Source organism: Streptomyces sp. NPDC057638, from assembly GCF_042800315.1.
Lineage (GTDB): Bacteria > Actinomycetota > Actinomycetes > Streptomycetales > Streptomycetaceae > Streptomyces.
Window position 1 is genome coordinate 1 of record NZ_JBHVHF010000186.1, and the last position, 16,451, is coordinate 16,451.

A 16,451-nucleotide genomic window follows, 5' to 3' on the forward strand; every position below is an offset into this window, starting at 1 on the left:
CTCGTGGTGCGTACCCGCGATGTCAGCTCAGCGGGGACCGGTTCAGACCGCCGAACCGGCCTTCCACTTCGCCCAGTCCATGTTCCAGCCGTTGAGACCGTTGTCCGGCTGGATCGTCTTGTCCTTGGAGTTCTTCACGATCACGACATCGCCGATCAGCGAGTTGTCGTAGAACCACGCGCCCGGCTTGCCCGGGTCGTTCGCGCCCTGCTTGTCCTCCAGGCCCACACAGCCGTGGCTGGTGTTGGAGTTGCCGAAGACGCCCCGGCCCCAGTAGTTGCCGTGGATGAAGGTGCCGGAGGTGGACAGGCGCATGGCGTGCGGCACGTCCTTGATGTCGTACTCGCCCTTGCCGTCCGAGTCGGTGAAGCCGACCGTGGCGCCGTTCATCCGGGTCTCCTTGTACTTCTCGGAGATCACCATCTGACCGTTGTAGGTCGGGGTGGCGGTGGCGCCCGCGGAGATCGGGATGGTCTTGATCGTCTGACCGTTCCGCTTGATCGTCATCTGCTTGGAACGGGCGTCGACGGTGGAGACCTGGTTACGGCCGACCTTGAAGGTGACGGTCTTCTGCTGGACGCCGAAGACGCCGTTGGAGCCCTCGACCCCGTCCAGCGCCAGCTTCAGCGTGACGGTGGTGTCCGCCTTCCAGTACTCCTGGGGACGGAAGTCCAGCCGCTGCGAGTTGAACCAGTGGCCGACGATCTCCTGGCCGCCGGTCGAGGTCACGGCGATCCCGGACTGCACGGCCTTGCGGTTGGTGATCGGCTTGTTGAAGTTGATGGAGACGGGCATTCCGACGCCGACGGTGGAACCGTCCTCGGGCGTGAAGTTGCCGATGAAGCTCTTCGACGGCGAGACCGTGGTGAAGGAGGAGTTCTCGTGGGCGGTCAGCCCCCGGGAGTCCTTCGCCGTGACCGCGAGCTTGTACGAGGTGGACCGCTCCAGCTGGTCGTCCGGCTTCCAGGTCTTGTTGCCCTGGCCCATGGTGCCCTTGACCGGCTTGCCCTCGGCGGTGGTCAGAGTGACCTGGACGAGTTCGCCGCCGGTCACGGTGACATGGGCACCGTTGTTGATACTGGCGCTGGTGGAGCCGTTCTTCGCGACGACGGCTATTCGGGCCTCGGAGACCTTCTTGGCCGCGGCGGCGTCGACCTGCGCCTGTGAGTTCTTCGAGCCCTCGGCGTCGCCACCCTTGTCACCGTCACCGCTGCACGCCGACAGTACGAGCACCCCGCCGAGCACGGCGGAGGCGACCGCGAGGCCCCTGCGCCGCTTGCTGTCCGTCATCACACGCTTCTCCATCGTCGCCGATTTCCCCTGCGGAACTACTTACTTCAACACGCATTTCGGGCTACGCGGTTCCTTTTGCCCGGCGGATGTGGGCAACGCCACTCCACGGAACCGCGCGGGCCGCTCAACCGTCGGCCCGGTTTTCCCGTACCCACACCCGTTCACTACCATCGGCGCCGCGCGCCCGTCGAGGCCGCGCCCCCACCCAACTCACGGCTGCATCAAGGGAGATCGTGCCCGTGTCCGTCGCGCGTCGACCGCTTCTGACCGCCATCGTCGCAGGGATCCTCCTCTGTGCCCTGTGGCTCGTGCCGTCAGCTGACGCCACCACCGAGCGCACCAGCGCCCGGGACAGCCCCGCCATCACCGCCGCGCGCGAAGCCAGAACGGTCGGCTCCACACCGTATGCGATCGGCGCGATGGCCTTCTTCGCGCTCGGGGTCGCCTTCGTGGCCTACGCGGTACGCGAGCGCATTCCGGTACGCCCCTGACCCGGTCCGCCACGCCCCCGCTCCGGTCATTCCGGCTACCCGGCCCGTCAACTCCGTACTCCCGCGCACGTCCCGCGGCGCTTACCGGCGTTCACCGGCGTTCACCGACGTCTCTTGACATCCCCGTAGGTTTCTCCGTGAACGCCCTCGCGCATTCCCGCTGACAGATCACAAAGGATCGGCAAAGGAAAGTCAAAGGAATATCCGCTGACCGTCGCCGACCGTCCCCGCACCCGCCCTCGGGACGGTCAGCCGAGGGGGCCCGTGAGGGGTTCCACGGCGTCAAGGAGGGCACCCGAGCGGACGAAGGAGTCCACCGCCTCCAGCTCCGGGGCGAGGAAACGATCCGGCCCCGGTCCGCGTACCCCGGTCGCGCGCAGCGCCGCGACGGCGGCGAGGGAGGCGGGGGCGGGGGTGAGTCCCTCGCGGAGTTCGAGGGCGCGGGTCGCGGTATACAGCTCGACGGCCAGGACCCTGGCCAGGGCGCCGACGGCGGTGCGCAGCTTGCGCGCGGCCGACCAGCCCATCGAGACATGGTCCTCCTGCATGGCGGAGGAGGGGATGGAGTCGACGGAGGCCGGGACCGCCAGTCGCTTCATCTCGCTGACCAGGGCCGCCTGGGTGTACTGAGCGATCATCAGCCCCGAGTCGACGCCCGGGTCCTCGGCGAGGAACGGCGGCAGACCGTGGCTGCGGTGCTTGTCCAGCAGCCGGTCGGTGCGGCGCTCGGCGATGGAGGCCAGATCGGCGGCGGCGATGGCGAGGAAGTCGAGGACGTAGGCGACCGGCGCGCCGTGGAAGTTGCCGTTGGACTCCACCCGCCGCTCGGCCGGGAGGACCACGGGGTTGTCGACGGCGGCGGCCAGTTCGCGCTCGGCGACCAGCCGGGCGTGGGCGAGGGTGTCCCGGCCCGCCCCGGCGACCTGGGGGGCGCACCGCACCGAGTAGGCGTCCTGCACCCGGGGGGCCTCGTCCTGCTGGTAGTGACCGGTGAGGCCGGAGCCCTTGAGTACGGCCCGCATATTGGCGGCGGCCACGGCCTGGCCGGGGTGGGGGCGGATGGCGTGCAGTTCGGGGGCGAGGACGGAGTCGGTGCCCAGCAGCGCTTCGAGCGTGAGCGCGGCGGTGATGTCGGCGGAGGTGTAGAGCCGCTGGAGGTCGGCGATGGCCATGACCAGCATGCCGAGCATGCCGTCGGTGCCGTTGAGCAGCGCGAGCCCCTCCTTCTCCCGGAGTTCCACGGGGGCGATGCCGTGCTCGGCCAGCAGGTCGGCGGCGGGCCGGAGCCGCCCGTCGGGGCCTTCGGCCTCGCCCTCGCCGAGCAGGGTGAGGGCGCAGTGGGAGAGCGGGGCGAGATCGCCGGAACAGCCGAGGGAGCCGTACTCGTGCACCACGGGCGTGATCCCCGCGTTCAGCAGGTCCGCCATGGTCCGCGCGACCCCGGGGCGTACCCCTGTATGCCCCGAGCAGACCGTCTTCAGCCGCAGGAACATCAGCGCCCGCACCACCTCGCGCTCCACCCGGGGGCCCATCCCGGCCGCGTGGGAGCGCACGATGTTCCGCTGGAGCAGTCCGCGCAGGTCCTGGCCGATGGAACGGGTCGCGAGCGCCCCGAACCCGGTGGAGACCCCGTAGACGGGATCCGGCTTGGCCGCGAGCTCGTCCACGAGCGCCCGCGCGGTGGCGAGCGCGTCGAGCGCGGCGGCGGACAGCTCGACCCGGGCGCCGTCGCGGGCGACGGCGATGACGTCGTCGACAGTGGTGCCGGACGTCCCTACCACGACTGTTCGCATACTCATATTCAGCAGCGTACGTACTGAATTACGGGAAGTCACTGGTGGCCACTGGGCTGGCCCCTTACCCGGTGGGCCGCCCATGACGGCATGGGTGGCGCGTTACCGGGCGCGCGACCGGGAGTGCGGTACGGGTACGGGGCGGATGGGCGCCCTCGGCGGGGAGGGCCCTGGTGGCGCGGCGGGCCCTCGTACCGCCTCCGGGCCTCCGGCCTCGCGCCGCGTCACACCGGGCGGGCGGCACGTGACGGCGGGCGGCGGGCGCCACACGAGACGGGCGTTCACAGCGGGCGGTGGGCGCCACACGGGCGTTCACAGCGGGCGGCGGGCCGTCACACGGGCGTTCACAGCGGGCGGCGGGCCGTCACGCGGGGCGCGAGGTGTCACACGGTGGGTCGCTATGGCTCACTCCACGAGTCGTCGTCGGCCGTCATCCCACGGAAGGCGCGGCGCTCCTGATCCGGGGAGTGCGGCGGGGCGTCCACCAGGCGCAGCACCGCGCCGTCGCGGCCCGCGACCACCGGGCCGGGCGAACGGGCCGCCTTCGCCCGGTACTGGGCCGCGTCGGCCAGCCGGAAGAGACGGCGGGCCGAGCGCACCTGCCCGATCGGGTCACCGGTGGAGGCGACACCGCAGGCCACACCCTCACCCGGGGTCAGACCGGCGGCCCGGACACAGAGTTCCTCCGCGACCCGGACCACCTCGTCGGCGCCGGGCCCGATCGAGACCAGACAGAACTCGTCACCGCCGAGCCGGGCGGCGAGCGCGCCCGGGAGTATCGCCCCGCAGAGGGAGAGAACCGAGCCGAAGCGCTCCAGCAGACGGTCGCCGACGGCATGGCCGAGGGTGTCGTTGACCCGCTTGAGCCCGTTGAGGTCGCAGACCACCAGGCTGACGACGGAACCGTCCGCGCGGTGGCGCTCCAGGGCCTCGTCGAGCCGGGCGTCGACGGCACGGCGGTTGGCGAGACCGGTCAGGGGGTCGGTGAAGGCGAGCCGCCGCACCTCCTCCAGACGCTCCGTCTGGGCGATGCCGGAGGCGACGACCGAGGCGAGGACGGAGGCGAAGTCGGCGTCGTCCCGGTCGAAGACGGGGGCGCCGACGGGCCGGGCCACATACAGCTCGCCCCAGGCCCGGCCGTGCAGCACGACCGGCGCGACGACACAGCAGCCGCGCCCACGGCGGCGGAGGGCGGCGACCCGGGCGTCGCTGGGGGTGGAGGGGTGGCGGTAGCCGCGCGGCGCGGCGGTGGGGACCGGCCGCCGCGCCGGGGGCGGGGGCTCTCCCCCGGCGGCGGCACCCGGGGGCGGCGGCCCAGGGGCGGTGTTCCCGTCGGCCGGGGCACCGGGCGGGGTGGAGACACCCGGCTCCGGCAGGGGCGGGGTGGCGCGCTCCCTCGGCGGCGGGGTGGCGCGCGGCGGAGTGACGCCCTCACCCGGCGGCGGGGTGGCCGGCGGACCCGCCGAGGCCGGAGCGCCGGACGGCGGCGCGGCGCCGGGATCCCCCGGGGCACCCGGCGCGACACCCGGCGGCGGAGCGACCGGACCCCCCGGGGCACCCGATGGCGGGCCGACCGGACCCCCCGGGGACAGGACACCCGATGGCAGCGCCGCGCCCGGGTCCCCGTGGGCCGGCGAACCTCGCGGTGGACCGTCGACCGACTCGACCCAGGCGTCCGGGCCGCCGCCGCCCGCCCAGCGCTCATGGAGGAACTCCGTGATCTCCGGGAAGCGGTTGACCGGATAGGTCTCCGACTCCGGGAACTCCTCCTCGCCCGGAGCCCGTTCACCGGCGTTCACCAGCACCTTCAGCCGTCCCAGCTCACGCTCCCACACCGACAGGGCCGCGAAGGTGCCGCCGAGGGCCGTTTTCGCGCCCCGCGCCGCCGCCAGCCAGACCTCACGCGGGGTCTGTGCGGCGGCCATCGCCTGCGCCAGTGCCACTACGGCTCGCAACCGTCGATCCTCAGCCATCACCCCAGCTTAGGGAGGTTTGGCCGGATTTGATCGGTTGAAGTGCGCCCCAACCTGGGAACGCGGCGGGAATCCGGGATTCCGCCCGGCCCCGCCCGGCCTGGCCGCCGCACCCACCCCGTACGACACACGGTCACCCGAGGAGGGCGGGCAGCCCCGGGACTCGGCTCACTCCCCCGGCCACTGGGGCGTCCGCTTCTCGTTGAAGGCCGCCACCCCCTCCGCCCGGTCCCCGGAGAACGCCACCGAGCGCCAGGCCGCGTCCTCGACCTCAAGCCCGGCCCGCAGATCCAGCCCCTGCCCCAGCCGCATCGCCCGTTTCGCGGCCCGCAGCCCCACGGGCGAGTTCGCCGCGATCCGGTCGGCGAGGGCGAACGCCCCGGTCCTGGCGTCCTCGGCGAGCTGGTCGACCAGACCCAACTCCCGGGCCTCCACCGCCTTGACCCGGCGGCCGGTGTAGATCAGCTCGGCGGCACGGGCGGCGCCCACCCGGCGCGGCAGCAGCTGGGTGCCGCCGCCACCGGGGATCACCCCGACGGTGACCTCCGGCAGTCCGACCACGGCGGTCGCGTCGGCGACGATCACATCGCAGGCCAGCGCCAGCTCGAAACCCCCGCCGAGGGCGAAGCCGTGGACGGCGGCGATGGTCGGCATCGGCAGCTCGAGCACCCCGGTGTAGGCGGACCGCGCGGTCGGCCGCTGGCGCACCAACTCCGCGTCCGTGAAGGCGTTGCGCTCCTTCAGATCGGCGCCGACGCAGAAGGCGCGGTCATGGGAGGAGGTCACCACCGCGACCCGGATGTCCGGGTCGACGGCGACGGCGGCACAGGCCTCGGCGATGGAACGGGCCATGGCGGTGGAGACGGCGTTCATGGCGCGGGGGCGGTCGAGGATGATCTCGGCGACGTGCTGGCGGGGGCGGACGAGGACGAAGTCGCCGTAGCGCTGCTCGGACTCGGACATAGGACACCCTCCCGGTTAACGACGGTTCACCGGATCATAGGCACCCGGCCGCGCGCCGCCGCGGGGACGGCGGTTCCGGTCGTTCCCCGGGAGCGGCGGTTCGCCCCGTCCCACCCCGTGGCGGTTTCCGGCCGTTCCCGCCGGTCAGCCCCGGACGGGCGGTCAGGGGCGCCGGGAGAGCAGCCAGGGCTCGACCAGCCCCAGCCCGCGTACCGGCCGCTGCCACATCGGCTGGAGGGCGAAACGGTACGGCGGTGGGGTCGTCCCCTCCTTCTCCGCCGCCACCAGCTCCTCAGCGGCCTGGGTCTCCGACTTGGGCGCGTCCCCGGTCCGGATCAGCTCCAGCGCGAACGCCCCGTCCACCAGTACCGCGTCCTTCGGGGCTATCGAGGTCAGCCTGCTCGCGAGGTTCACCGTCGTCCCGAACACATCGCCCATGCGCGTCGTGACCGTACCGAAGGCGATGCCGACCCGCAGCGCGGGCATGGCGTCGTCCTGGTTCATGGTGTCGATCAGCCGGAGCGCGATCTCCGCCGCCGTACGGGCGTCGTCCGCCGCGTAGAGGACCTCGTCGCCGAGGGTCTTGATCAGCCGGCCGCCGTGCGCGGCCACCAGGTCGGCGGCCGTGGTCTCGAACGCCTCGACGAGTTCGCCCAGCTCCTCCTCCTCCAGCCGGCGGGTGAGCCGGGTGAAGCCGACGAGATCGGCGAATCCCACCGCGAGACGGCGGTCCACCATCTCCTCGTCGTCGGCGGCCTGGACGACCCGCCCGGTGGCGGCGGCCAGCTGCCGCCGCCACACGTACACCAGGAACTCCTCCAGCTCCGGCAGGAGCAGCTCCACCAGCGGATAGGTGACCTCGGTCCGGGTCATCCCGGGCTCGGGCGGCTCGGTGAGGCCCTCCAGGAAGGAGTCGATCTGCCACTCCGCCAGCCGGGCGGTGGTCTGACCGGTCGACCGCGCCACCTGGATGGCCATGGGCTCGCTCAGCAGCCCCGCCTCGACCAGACCGGCGAGCCGCCGCAGCGCGAGCACATCGGCCTCGGTCAGCGCCTTCGCCTGGCCGATGTCGGCGAATCCCATCGCGCGCCAGAAGCGGGAGGCCAGCTCCATGGAGACCCCGGCGGTACGGGCCGCCTGGAAGGGGGTGTAGCGGCGCTCCGCCCCGAGGATGAGCTGTTCCAGCCGGATGGCGAGAGGGTCGTCGGTGGGCTCGGCCGTGTGGTCGACATCGTGGTGGGGCGTGGGGTGTACGGAGGCGGAGCCGCGCGACGACCCCGGCGCCCCCGCCGGACGGGAGGCACCGGCCGAACCAGCGGCAGCCCCGGAACCGGCGGAACCAGCACCGGCGGCACCTGAACCAGCCGAACCGGCACCGGCGGCGCCCAGCGCACCCGCCGCACCGCTGGTGTCCCCCGGCCCCGGGGAACCCCCCGGCGCCCCGGTCCCACCGGCCGTCCCCGAGCCACCCGAACCCACAGAGCCCCCTGAGTCCCCTGAGTCCTGAGAACGGCCAGCAGGCTGGGAATGGCCAGCGGCCCCGGCGTCGCCGAGGACCCCGGAACGCCGGACGGCGGGCCCCGCCAAGGCCCCCGCGCCCCCGGCGCCGTCCGCCGCCCTGGCGCCGGACGACCCCGGAGCGCCGGACCTGGTGTCGTCGACGGTCACCGCCCGCCTCCTGCCCGTTCCCTGCGCACTGTCCTGCCGATCTCTCGCACGATCGCCTCAACGATACGGCAGGTGTGCCCTAGCTCACGTCCCGGTCGGCCACCCGGTTCACCTGCCACTCCTCGGCCCTCCGGGCGGCCCCACCAGCCCACCTCTCCCCGGCCCGCCGTCACGCCGTCCGCCCCCGTACCCGCCACGACCGCCCCCGCGCGCGGCCCGGCGCCCGGCGTCCGGCGCTCAGGGTCACCCCGTCCCCCGGAGATGCACCACGTCCCCCGCGCCCACCGCCTCCCGCCGTCCCGTCGCCGTCCGCAGCACCAGCCGTCCCTCACCGTCCAGTGCCACCGCCTCGCCGGTCAGCGAGCGGTCCCCGGGCAGCTCCGCGCGGACCGTACGGCCGAGGGTGGCGCAGCCCGCCGCGTACGCCGCCTGGACACCGGAGGCGGCGGGATCGCCCGCGGCCGCCCGCCACCGCCCGTACCAGTCCTCCAGGGAGCGCAGCACGGCCCGCAGCAGGGGATCGCGGTCGGTGCAGACGGCGTTGGCGAGGGCGAGCGAGCCCGCCGTGGGGACGGGCAGTTCGGTGGCGCGCAGGGTCACATTGACGCCCATCCCGAGGACGACGGAGCCGTCCCCGGCCCGCTCGGCGAGGATGCCCCCGGTCTTGCGCTCCTCTCCGTCCACGGTCACCAGCAGGTCATTGGGCCATTTGAGGGACATGTCCACCCCGGCGGCGCGGCTGAGTCCGGTCGCCACGGCGACCCCGGCGAGCAGCGGGAGCCAGCCCCAGCGCTCGGCCGGGACCCCGGGCCCCGGCCGCAGCAGTACGGAGAGGAAGAGGCCCGAGCGCGGCGGCGCGGTCCAGGCCCGGTCGAGCCGTCCACGCCCGGCGGTCTGCTCCTCGGCGACCAGCACCGCGCCTTCGGGGGTGTCCGTGGCGCGGGCTGCCAGAGCCGCCAGATCAGTGTTGGTGGATCCCGTGGAGGTGACCACGTCGAGGGAGGACCACAGCGACCCGGGGGTCAGCAGGGCGCGGCGCAGCGCCCGCTCGTTGAGCGGCGGCCGGTCCAGATCGTTCCAGCGGCCGCCGGGGGTGGCCGGGGGCGTGTTGCCGGGGGTGTTCGGTGGCGTCATGCAAGCCAGGTTAGGTGTGGTAAACGCCGCACTGCCGAACGGTATCGGCGCCGATACGCTACGACCCAGTAGCGCGCCCCACGACGGGCGCCACCGCCCACCGTGGTGACGGAGCACCAGCTCAGCGCCGCCGCCAGCGCGGCCCGGGGCCATCCGCCGCCCCCGCCAGCGCACTCCGACCGCCCGCGAGATCCACCGGCCAAGACCACCCGTCCCCGAGATCCACCGGTACGACCACCCACCCGCGAGATCCACCCGACAGCCGCCGCCGTCGGCGGCTGAGAGCCCAGGGGAGCCGCACACCCGATGTCCGAGCCGGAACTGAACGACATCCACACCACCGCGGGCAAGCTCGCGGACCTCCGGCGCCGTGTGGAGGAGGCCACCCACGCCGGTTCCGCGCGCGCGGTGGAGAAGCAGCACGCCAAGGGGAAGCTGACGGCGCGGGAGCGGATCGAGCTGCTGCTGGACCCGGACTCGTTCACCGAACTGGACGAGCTGGCCCGCCACCGGTCCACCAGCTTCGGCCTGGACCGGACGCGTCCGTACGGCGATGGCGTGGTCACCGGCTACGGCACGGTCGACGGCCGCCCGGTCGCCGTCTTCTCCCAGGACTTCACGGTCTTCGGCGGCGCCCTGGGCGAGGTCTACGGGCAGAAGATCATCAAGGTGATGGACTTCGCGCTGAAGACCGGCTGCCCGGTCATCGGCATCAACGACTCCGGCGGCGCGCGGATCCAGGAGGGCGTCAGCGCGCTCGGGATGTACGGGGAGATCTTCCGCCGCAACACCCATGCCTCCGGGGTGATCCCGCAGATCTCCCTGGTGGTGGGCCCGTGCGCGGGCGGCGCGGTCTACTCCCCCGCGATCACCGACTTCACGGTGATGGTGGACCAGACCTCCCATATGTTCATCACGGGACCCGATGTCATCAAGACGGTGACCGGCGAGGACGTCGGCTTCGAGGCGCTCGGCGGCGCCCGCACCCACAACACCACCTCCGGTGTGGCGCACCACATGGCGGCGGACGAGAAGGACGCCGTCGACTATGTGAAGTCGCTGCTGGCCTACCTCCCGTCGAACAACCTCACCGAGCCGCCCGCCTTCCCGGAGCCCGCCGACCTCCACCCCACGGCGGAGGACATCGAACTGGACACGCTGATCCCGGACAGCGCCAACCAGCCGTACGACATGCACACGGTCATCGAGCACATCCTGGACGAGGGCGAGTTCCTGGAGACCCAGGCGCTGTTCGCGCCGAACATCGTCACCGGCTTCGGACGGGTGGAGGGCCATCCGGTCGGGGTGGTGGCCAATCAGCCGATGCAGTTCGCCGGGTGTCTGGACATCAACGCCTCCGAGAAGGCAGCCCGGTTCGTCCGCACCTGCGACGCCTTCAACATCCCGGTGCTGACCTTCGTCGACGTGCCCGGCTTCCTGCCGGGCGTGGACCAGGAGTACGGCGGGATCATCCGCCGGGGCGCCAAACTGATCTACGCCTACGCGGAGGCCACGGTCCCGCTGATCACCGTCATCACCCGCAAGGCGTTCGGCGGCGCGTACGACGTGATGGGCTCCAAGCACCTGGGCGCCGATCTCAACCTCGCCTGGCCGACCGCCCAGATCGCCGTCATGGGCGCCCAGGGCGCGGTGAACATCCTCCACCGCCGCACGATCGCCGAGGCCGAGGAATCCCAGGGCGCCGAGGAGCGGGAGGCGGTACGGGCGCGGCTGATCCAGGAGTACGAGGACGCCCTGCTCAACCCCTACACGGCGGCCGAACGCGGCTATGTCGACGCGGTGATCATGCCGTCACAGACCCGGGCCCAGGTGGTCCGCGGACTGCGCCAGCTGCGCACCAAGCGGGAGAGCCTGCCGCCGAAGAAGCACGGCAACATCCCGCTCTAGGACGCCCGGACCCCTTCCAGGACCGATCCCGATGACGGCGGAGGAACACAGATGATGATCAGGGTCGTACGGGGCAATCCCACCCCGGAGGAACTGGCGGCCGCGCTCGCGGTGGTCCGGGCGCGGGCGGGCGCGGCGGCCGCGGACCCCGCCGCCGACCTCGCGGCCGCGCCATCGCCCAGCTCCTGGTCCGACCCCTCCCGGATCGCCCGCGCCCCCCGGCCGACCCCGGGCCCCCGGGCCTGGTCCCGCACCTTCTGGCCCTCCTGACCGGGCTAGCCCGTGCTGGTCAGGAAGGCGGTGTAGGCGGATTCGGCGGCGCGGGCCGGGGGCGTGCCCGGGCGGCTGTGGGCCAGGAAGGACCGTACGTCGCCCGCGTGCCGGATCCGTCCCTCCACCAGCACGGTCACATGGTCCGCCTCCTCCGCCAGATCACCGGTGTCATGGGTGGACATCAGGATCCGCACCTCGCCCGAGAGTCCGCCCAGCGCGTCCCGGAACACCCGGCGCTGCCAGGGGTCCATCCCCGCCGTCGGCTCGTCGAGCAGCAGCACCCGCGCCCCGTGGACCAGCGCTGACGCCACCCCCAGCCGTCGTAGCTGACCCCCGGAGAGCCGCCCGGTGCGCACCCCGGCCCGGTCCCCGAGGTCGACCCGGTCCAGGGCACCGGCGGCACGGTCCCAGGCGTCGCGCCGGTTCATGCCCTTGAGCCAGCCCACGTACGCCACGTACTCACGGACCGTCAGCGCGGGCGCGGGGACGATGGTCTGCGGCATCCAGGCGACGGCCCGGCGGTAGGCCCGGCTGGGCGCGGTGAGCCGTCCGAGGGTGATGGTGCCGGAGGCGGTACGGCGGACGGCGGCGGCCAGCGCGAGAAGGGTGGACTTCCCGGCGCCGTTGGGCCCCAGCAGCAGGGTGAGGCCGGGCGGCAGTTCATAGCTGAGACCGTCCAGGACCGGCGGGCGGCGCCCGTAGCGGTAGGAGCAGGAATCGAAACGGAGGGTCATCTCTCTCTCCTTGTCCCTCTCCGCTGGGCCAGGGCGGCGACGGCCGTGGTGCCCGCGATCAGGACGAGCGCCGAGGTCAGGGCGGCGGTCCAGGAGTCCGGCGGCTGCCGGACGACGGTCCAGGGGTGGGGTTCGCCCCCGGCGCGGGTCCCGGCGAGGACCGACAGCATCAGCCAGCCGACGGGGGCGAGGACCGCGTGGGCGCCCGCCAGCGGGCGCAGACAGAGCATCAGCCCGGCCAGGAAGGCGGTGTCACGGCCCGCCGCGAGGGCCCCGGGCTGGTCCAGCAGCCAGGCGGCGAGCAGCCCCAGCAGGGTGGCGGCGGCGGTGACCGCCAGCGCCAGGGCGGCGTCGAGGGCGGCGACGGGCCGGATGCCGGACTCCTCCGCCGCGTCGAGCCGCGTGTCGAGCGCGGCCATCAGCGCGGAGGTCACCGGGATGGGGGCGAAGGCGAGCAGGACCACCTCCGCCCCGCCGCCGATGAGCGACGGGAGCGCGACCGTCTCGTTCCGTACGAGCAGGACATAGCCGAGGAAGACGGCGAGCGCGGGCGGGAGCAGCACCGGTCCGCGCCGCACCCGCAGCCACCACAGCACCGGCGCTCACCCGCCCTTTCCGCAGCCGGTGGCCAGCGTCCGGGGCAGCCAGCCGCCTCGGTCCGCTCCCGGCAGCGCCTCGATCCTGGCCAGCTCCCGCGCGGCGCGGCGGGCGCCGAGCGCGTGGTAGGCGGGCTCCTCCCCGGTCACCCGGGCCACCCATGCCTGCACGGCGCGCCGGGCGGCCGGGTCGGGGTGGGGGCAGGAGAAGCGGACCGAGGCGAGCGCCAGCCGGTAGCGGGCGTGGGGCCGTTCGGCGAGCGTGGAGAGCGGCAGCCGCCAGCGGGCGGCGGTGGAGCGCGGGGTGTACCGGCCGTCGTTGAGGGTGTCGGTGACCAGTCCCGGCGCGTAGGCCACCCCGGCCGCGCGGAAGTCGGCGAGTACGGAGACCAGGTCGGCGCGGACGGAGGCGAGCCGGTGCGCGGTCGCCGTGGGCATACAGACCCTCGGTGTGCCGCCCGTACAGCGCTCCGGCGCGGCGCCGACCACGAGCGGCGGGTTGTAGTCCCAGCCCCGCGCGGTCCCCCAGGCTCCGGCGACGGCGCCCCCGGCGACGGCGAGCGCCAGCGCGCCCCGCACCACGGCGGGGCGCAGCGGCAGCCACAGCAGCCAGCCGCCGACCGCGACGCCCCCGGCGACCAGCAGATGCGGCAGCAGGGAGAGCAGGCTGGCGCGCTCCCCGAAGACCAGGGTGGTCGGGTACTGGCCGAAGAGATGGCGCAGCCACATCGGCTCCACCGACCAGGAGAAGGCCACCAGGACCAGCACGGCCACACAGAGCACGGGAGCGGCGACGAGCCGCTGGAACCGCAGCCCCACGCCGAAGCCGATGCTGGCGTGGGCGGCGCAGAGCACCAGGGCCATCAGCAGCGGTGGCAGGCTTCCGGCGGTGGGGGCGGTGCCGTCGTCGGCGAGCGCGAGCGCCACGGGCAGCAGCAGCATCAGCCAGGTCAGTGCCACGCCCGGCGCGAGGGCGGCCGCGGCGATGGTGAACCGGGACCGCCCGGGGCCCAGCCCCCACAGCCCGTCCTGCCGCAGCCGTCCGCTCTCCCAGGCGCCGAGCCCGGCGGCGATGGCGTAGGCGTATCCGTAGATCGAGCCGAGAGCCTCGGAGACGACGGTGGGGGCGTGGCCGAGGCCGTCGTCCGTGTACGCGTTGGCGTGGTGGTAGAAGAGCACCAGGGCGACCGCGAAGGGCAGCACGCGCACGGCCGCGCTGACGCGCAGCAGGGTACGGAACGTCATTCCGCCGCGGTCGTGTCGACCGAGTAGCGCGCGACGTCGATGGTGTTGTGGGCGCTCTGGTTGATGTCCTCGATACGGACGTAGTAACCGTGCTGGCGGGGCAGGTCGCGCCACTCGCCGACGCTCACCGAACCGGGTGTGTCGAAGCACTGGGTGAAGGTGCGGCTGCCGTACTGCGGATCGGGCAGCCAGTCGCGGTCCTTGTGGTACCGGACGGTGACGCTCTTCGGCCGTCCCGCCAGCGAGGTGGTCGCACAGCCCTGGAACGAGAGCTTGGAGTAGCGCTCGTCCGACCAGCGGGGGGACTCCCATCCCTCCCGGCCGTTGCTGATCCTGCGGTTGACCGGCGGGTCGGCGGCGAGGACGACGGCCGCCGACGCCGCTAAGAGCGCGGCACCGACCGCACCGATGACCGTGACCCGCCCGGCGTTCCGTACGCCCATGCGCTGATCCCCCTGTCGATCCGTGAAACGGCTTCTCCATCCCCGAATGGGGATGATGCGGAGAGGATGAGCAAATTACTCCCGACCTTTTGGATAGTCCAGCGGTATATGCCAGATAAAATTATCGGATTTTAGTCAGTCAATTTCCCTCCATAAGAAATCACATCCCATAAACGGTTGATCAGAAAGCGCCGGACCCCGTCAGCCGTGGACACGGCGGGGAATCGCACATTTGAGTACCCGTACTCAGGCGCCGCCGCGCCGGACCGCTCCACCATCGGAACCATGCTGTGGTCCGACCCGAAGAACGAGCCACCCGAGGAACTGCGGGAGACGCAGGCGATGCTGCGCCGCGCGGGCCTGCTCCTCGCACTGGCCATGCTGGTCGCCATGCTGATGGTCGGCCTGCGCTGATCCCGCTCCCGCCCGGCGGGTACGAACAGCCCGGCCCGGCGCTCCCGTACGGCCGCGCCACGGCCGCCCGCGGCCCGCGCCCCGCCGCCACAGCCCCGCCTACGATGGCCGCATGACCGCCCACACCCCGCGCCTCGTCCTCGGTTCCGCCTCACCCGCCCGGCTCAACCTGCTGCGACAGGCGGGGCTCGCGCCCCATGTGATCGTCAGCGGGGTCGACGAGGACGCGCTGACCGCCGACTCGCCCGCCGCGCTCGCCCTGGTGCTCGCCGAGGCCAAGGCCGCCGCCGTCGCCGCGCGGCCGGAGGCGGCGGGGTCACTGGTCATCGGCTGCGACTCGGTGCTGGAGCTGGACGGAGAGGCGCTGGGCAAGCCCGCCGACGCGGAGGAGGCCACCGCGCGCTGGAAGGCGATGCGGGGCCGGGCCGGAGTGCTCCGGACGGGCCACTGCGTCATCGACACCGCGACGGGCCGCCAGGCATCGCGGACGGCGTCGACCACGGTCCACTTCGGCGAGCCGACGGACGAGGAGATCGCCGCGTACGTGGCGAGCGGGGAGCCGCTGCACGTGGCGGGCGCCTTCACCCTGGACGGGCGGTCGGCGCCGTTCATCGAGCGCATCGAGGGCGACCACGGCAATGTGATCGGGCTCTCGCTCCCCCTGCTGCGCCGCCTGCTCGCCGAACTGGGCCACCCCATCACCACCCTCTGGACCTGACGGACCCGACCGACCGGCGGGCCCAACAGGCCCGGCAGGCCCGGCGGACCGGACCGACCTGAGAGACCTGGCACCGGCACGTTCGGTCCCGACGGCGACACGCTGGGTCCCCGACGGGGCCGCCCCACGCCCCGGCACCACCCCTACCGTCACCCCCGTCCCCCCTGTCTCTGGGAGAACACCCCGGCCACCGGAACACGGCGGGGGCGACGCGCGCGGCACACGGCGAGGGGGGTCGCAAAGAATCATTCCGCCATTCGTAGGGACCCCACAAAGAAACACGTCACGCCGCAGGGCCCCCGGACAGAGACCCGCGCCACACAACAGGGCTACTGTGCGAGGGGGGAGCCCGCCGTACCGTGGTGCGACAAGGGATTTCACTAGTTGCGCGAGCCAGGAATCACTCTCCGTGTGGGCAAGCTCACCACTGCGGACGGCTCGATGGGCCGTGTCGGCAGTCCCTAAACTCAGCTTGTTTCCAGGAGGGAGCCATCGTGCGCAAGGTGCTCATCGCCAACCGTGGCGAAATCGCTGTCCGCGTCGCCCGCGCGTGCCGGGATGCCGGCATCGCGAGCGTGGCCGTCTACGCGGACCCGGACCGGGACGCCCTGCATGTCCGTGCCGCCGACGAGGCGTTCGCGCTCGGTGGGGACACCCCGGCCACCAGCTATCTGGACATGGCCAAGGTGCTCCAGGCGGCGAAGGACGCGGGCGCGGACGCGGTGCATCCGGGGTACGGGTTCCTTTCGGAGAACGCGGAGTTCGCGCAGGCGGTGCTGGACGCGGGGCTGATCTGGATCGGTCC

Annotated in this window: 16 protein-coding genes; 6 read left to right on the top strand and 10 right to left on the bottom strand. The window is 73.1% G+C overall.

What is annotated here, in order from left to right; translation table 11 throughout:
* Positions 1 to 42 precede the first annotated feature (42 nt).
* Complete coding sequence (locus ACFVIM_RS23045; protein ID WP_384304320.1) at positions 43 to 1,305, bottom strand: Ig-like domain-containing protein; 1,263 nt, start codon at positions 1,303 to 1,305, stop codon at positions 43 to 45.
* 227 nt (positions 1,306 to 1,532) lie between these two features.
* Here ACFVIM_RS23045 and ACFVIM_RS23050 point away from each other — a divergent pair, with 227 nt between their 5' ends.
* Entirely contained in the window at positions 1,533 to 1,784 is a 252-nt protein-coding gene (locus tag ACFVIM_RS23050; RefSeq protein ID WP_384304322.1) for a hypothetical protein, read from the top strand.
* A 248-nt stretch (positions 1,785 to 2,032) separates the two neighbouring features.
* Here the strand turns inward: ACFVIM_RS23050 and hutH are convergent, their stop codons facing one another.
* From hutH to ACFVIM_RS23075, 5 genes are all read right to left on the bottom strand, one after another.
* Positions 2,033 to 3,583 (bottom strand): histidine ammonia-lyase, encoded by a 1,551-nt coding sequence (gene hutH, locus ACFVIM_RS23055; RefSeq protein WP_384304324.1) that lies wholly within the window; start codon positions 3,581 to 3,583, stop codon positions 2,033 to 2,035.
* Between the two features lie 392 nt (positions 3,584 to 3,975).
* Positions 3,976 to 5,550: a diguanylate cyclase domain-containing protein gene (locus tag ACFVIM_RS23060; RefSeq protein ID WP_384304326.1), complete on the bottom strand. Its 1,575-nt coding sequence runs from the start codon at positions 5,548 to 5,550 to the stop codon at positions 3,976 to 3,978.
* Between the two features lie 168 nt (positions 5,551 to 5,718).
* Positions 5,719 to 6,513, bottom strand: coding sequence for an enoyl-CoA hydratase/isomerase family protein (locus ACFVIM_RS23065; protein WP_384304329.1), 795 nt, complete (start codon positions 6,511 to 6,513; stop codon positions 5,719 to 5,721).
* Between the two features lie 162 nt (positions 6,514 to 6,675).
* Positions 6,676 to 7,902, bottom strand: a complete 1,227-nt coding sequence (locus tag ACFVIM_RS23070; RefSeq protein WP_384304357.1) for an adenylate/guanylate cyclase domain-containing protein — start codon at positions 7,900 to 7,902, stop codon at positions 6,676 to 6,678.
* Positions 7,903 to 8,424: 522 nt separating this feature from the next.
* Positions 8,425 to 9,315, bottom strand: coding sequence for a biotin--[acetyl-CoA-carboxylase] ligase (locus ACFVIM_RS23075; protein WP_384304331.1), 891 nt, complete (start codon positions 9,313 to 9,315; stop codon positions 8,425 to 8,427).
* A gap of 306 nt (positions 9,316 to 9,621) precedes the next feature.
* Between ACFVIM_RS23075 and ACFVIM_RS23080 the strand changes: the two genes are divergently transcribed.
* Positions 9,622 to 11,223 (top strand): acyl-CoA carboxylase subunit beta, encoded by a 1,602-nt coding sequence (locus ACFVIM_RS23080; RefSeq protein WP_384304334.1) that lies wholly within the window; start codon positions 9,622 to 9,624, stop codon positions 11,221 to 11,223.
* A 51-nt stretch (positions 11,224 to 11,274) separates the two neighbouring features.
* Positions 11,275 to 11,493 (top strand): acyl-CoA carboxylase epsilon subunit, encoded by a 219-nt coding sequence (locus tag ACFVIM_RS23085; RefSeq protein ID WP_384304337.1) that lies wholly within the window; start codon positions 11,275 to 11,277, stop codon positions 11,491 to 11,493.
* 5 nt (positions 11,494 to 11,498) lie between these two features.
* On the opposite strand, the gene ACFVIM_RS23090 is transcribed toward ACFVIM_RS23085, so the two are convergent.
* Genes ACFVIM_RS23090 through ACFVIM_RS23105 form a run of 4 tightly spaced genes read right to left on the bottom strand, consistent with a single transcriptional unit; the run spans position 11,499 to position 14,514 of the window.
* Complete coding sequence (locus tag ACFVIM_RS23090) at positions 11,499 to 12,230, bottom strand: ATP-binding cassette domain-containing protein (protein WP_384304339.1); 732 nt, start codon at positions 12,228 to 12,230, stop codon at positions 11,499 to 11,501.
* The gene (locus tag ACFVIM_RS23095; protein ID WP_384304341.1) at positions 12,227 to 12,826 is read right to left on the bottom strand and encodes a hypothetical protein; all 600 of its coding nucleotides are present in this window, start codon (positions 12,824 to 12,826) and stop codon (positions 12,227 to 12,229) included. The genes ACFVIM_RS23090 and ACFVIM_RS23095 overlap by 4 nt, the downstream gene beginning before the upstream one ends.
* Before the next feature lie 6 nt (positions 12,827 to 12,832).
* The gene (locus ACFVIM_RS23100; RefSeq protein ID WP_384304344.1) at positions 12,833 to 14,071 is read right to left on the bottom strand and encodes a hypothetical protein; all 1,239 of its coding nucleotides are present in this window, start codon (positions 14,069 to 14,071) and stop codon (positions 12,833 to 12,835) included.
* The gene (locus tag ACFVIM_RS23105; protein WP_384304347.1) at positions 14,068 to 14,514 is read right to left on the bottom strand and encodes a hypothetical protein; all 447 of its coding nucleotides are present in this window, start codon (positions 14,512 to 14,514) and stop codon (positions 14,068 to 14,070) included. Before ACFVIM_RS23105 ends, ACFVIM_RS23100 begins: the two co-directional genes overlap by 4 nt.
* A gap of 285 nt (positions 14,515 to 14,799) precedes the next feature.
* On the opposite strand from ACFVIM_RS23105, the gene mmpB reads away from it, so the two are divergent.
* From mmpB to ACFVIM_RS23120, 3 genes are all read left to right on the top strand, one after another.
* A complete protein-coding gene (mmpB, locus tag ACFVIM_RS23110) occupies positions 14,800 to 14,928 on the top strand; it encodes a morphogenic membrane protein MmpB (protein ID WP_384304349.1) in 129 nt (42 codons plus the stop codon).
* 112 nt (positions 14,929 to 15,040) lie between these two features.
* Positions 15,041 to 15,646, top strand: coding sequence for a nucleoside triphosphate pyrophosphatase (locus tag ACFVIM_RS23115; protein WP_384304352.1), 606 nt, complete (start codon positions 15,041 to 15,043; stop codon positions 15,644 to 15,646).
* A 494-nt stretch (positions 15,647 to 16,140) separates the two neighbouring features.
* Positions 16,141 to 16,451: biotin carboxylase N-terminal domain-containing protein (locus tag ACFVIM_RS23120; RefSeq protein WP_384304355.1), on the top strand; the 311-nt coding region annotated here is incomplete at its 3' end.

Excerpts from the sequence above, each read along its gene's own strand:
- hutH (WP_384304324.1), bottom strand. The coding sequence starts at position 3,583 with ATGAGTATGCGAACAGTCGTGGTAGGGACGTCCGGCACCACTGTCGAC.
- ACFVIM_RS23075 (WP_384304331.1), bottom strand. The coding sequence starts at position 9,315 with ATGACGCCACCGAACACCCCCGGCAACACGCCCCCGGCCACCCCCGGC.
- ACFVIM_RS23100 (WP_384304344.1), bottom strand. The coding sequence starts at position 14,071 with ATGACGTTCCGTACCCTGCTGCGCGTCAGCGCGGCCGTGCGCGTGCTG.
- ACFVIM_RS23090 (WP_384304339.1), bottom strand. The coding sequence starts at position 12,230 with ATGACCCTCCGTTTCGATTCCTGCTCCTACCGCTACGGGCGCCGCCCG.
- ACFVIM_RS23060 (WP_384304326.1), bottom strand. The coding sequence starts at position 5,550 with ATGGCTGAGGATCGACGGTTGCGAGCCGTAGTGGCACTGGCGCAGGCG.
- ACFVIM_RS23085 (WP_384304337.1), top strand. The coding sequence starts at position 11,275 with ATGATGATCAGGGTCGTACGGGGCAATCCCACCCCGGAGGAACTGGCG.
- ACFVIM_RS23115 (WP_384304352.1), top strand. The coding sequence starts at position 15,041 with ATGACCGCCCACACCCCGCGCCTCGTCCTCGGTTCCGCCTCACCCGCC.
- ACFVIM_RS23080 (WP_384304334.1), top strand. The coding sequence starts at position 9,622 with ATGTCCGAGCCGGAACTGAACGACATCCACACCACCGCGGGCAAGCTC.
- mmpB (WP_384304349.1), top strand. The coding sequence starts at position 14,800 with ATGCTGTGGTCCGACCCGAAGAACGAGCCACCCGAGGAACTGCGGGAG.
- ACFVIM_RS23045 (WP_384304320.1), bottom strand. The coding sequence starts at position 1,305 with ATGGAGAAGCGTGTGATGACGGACAGCAAGCGGCGCAGGGGCCTCGCG.
- ACFVIM_RS23105 (WP_384304347.1), bottom strand. The coding sequence starts at position 14,514 with ATGGGCGTACGGAACGCCGGGCGGGTCACGGTCATCGGTGCGGTCGGT.
- ACFVIM_RS23065 (WP_384304329.1), bottom strand. The coding sequence starts at position 6,513 with ATGTCCGAGTCCGAGCAGCGCTACGGCGACTTCGTCCTCGTCCGCCCC.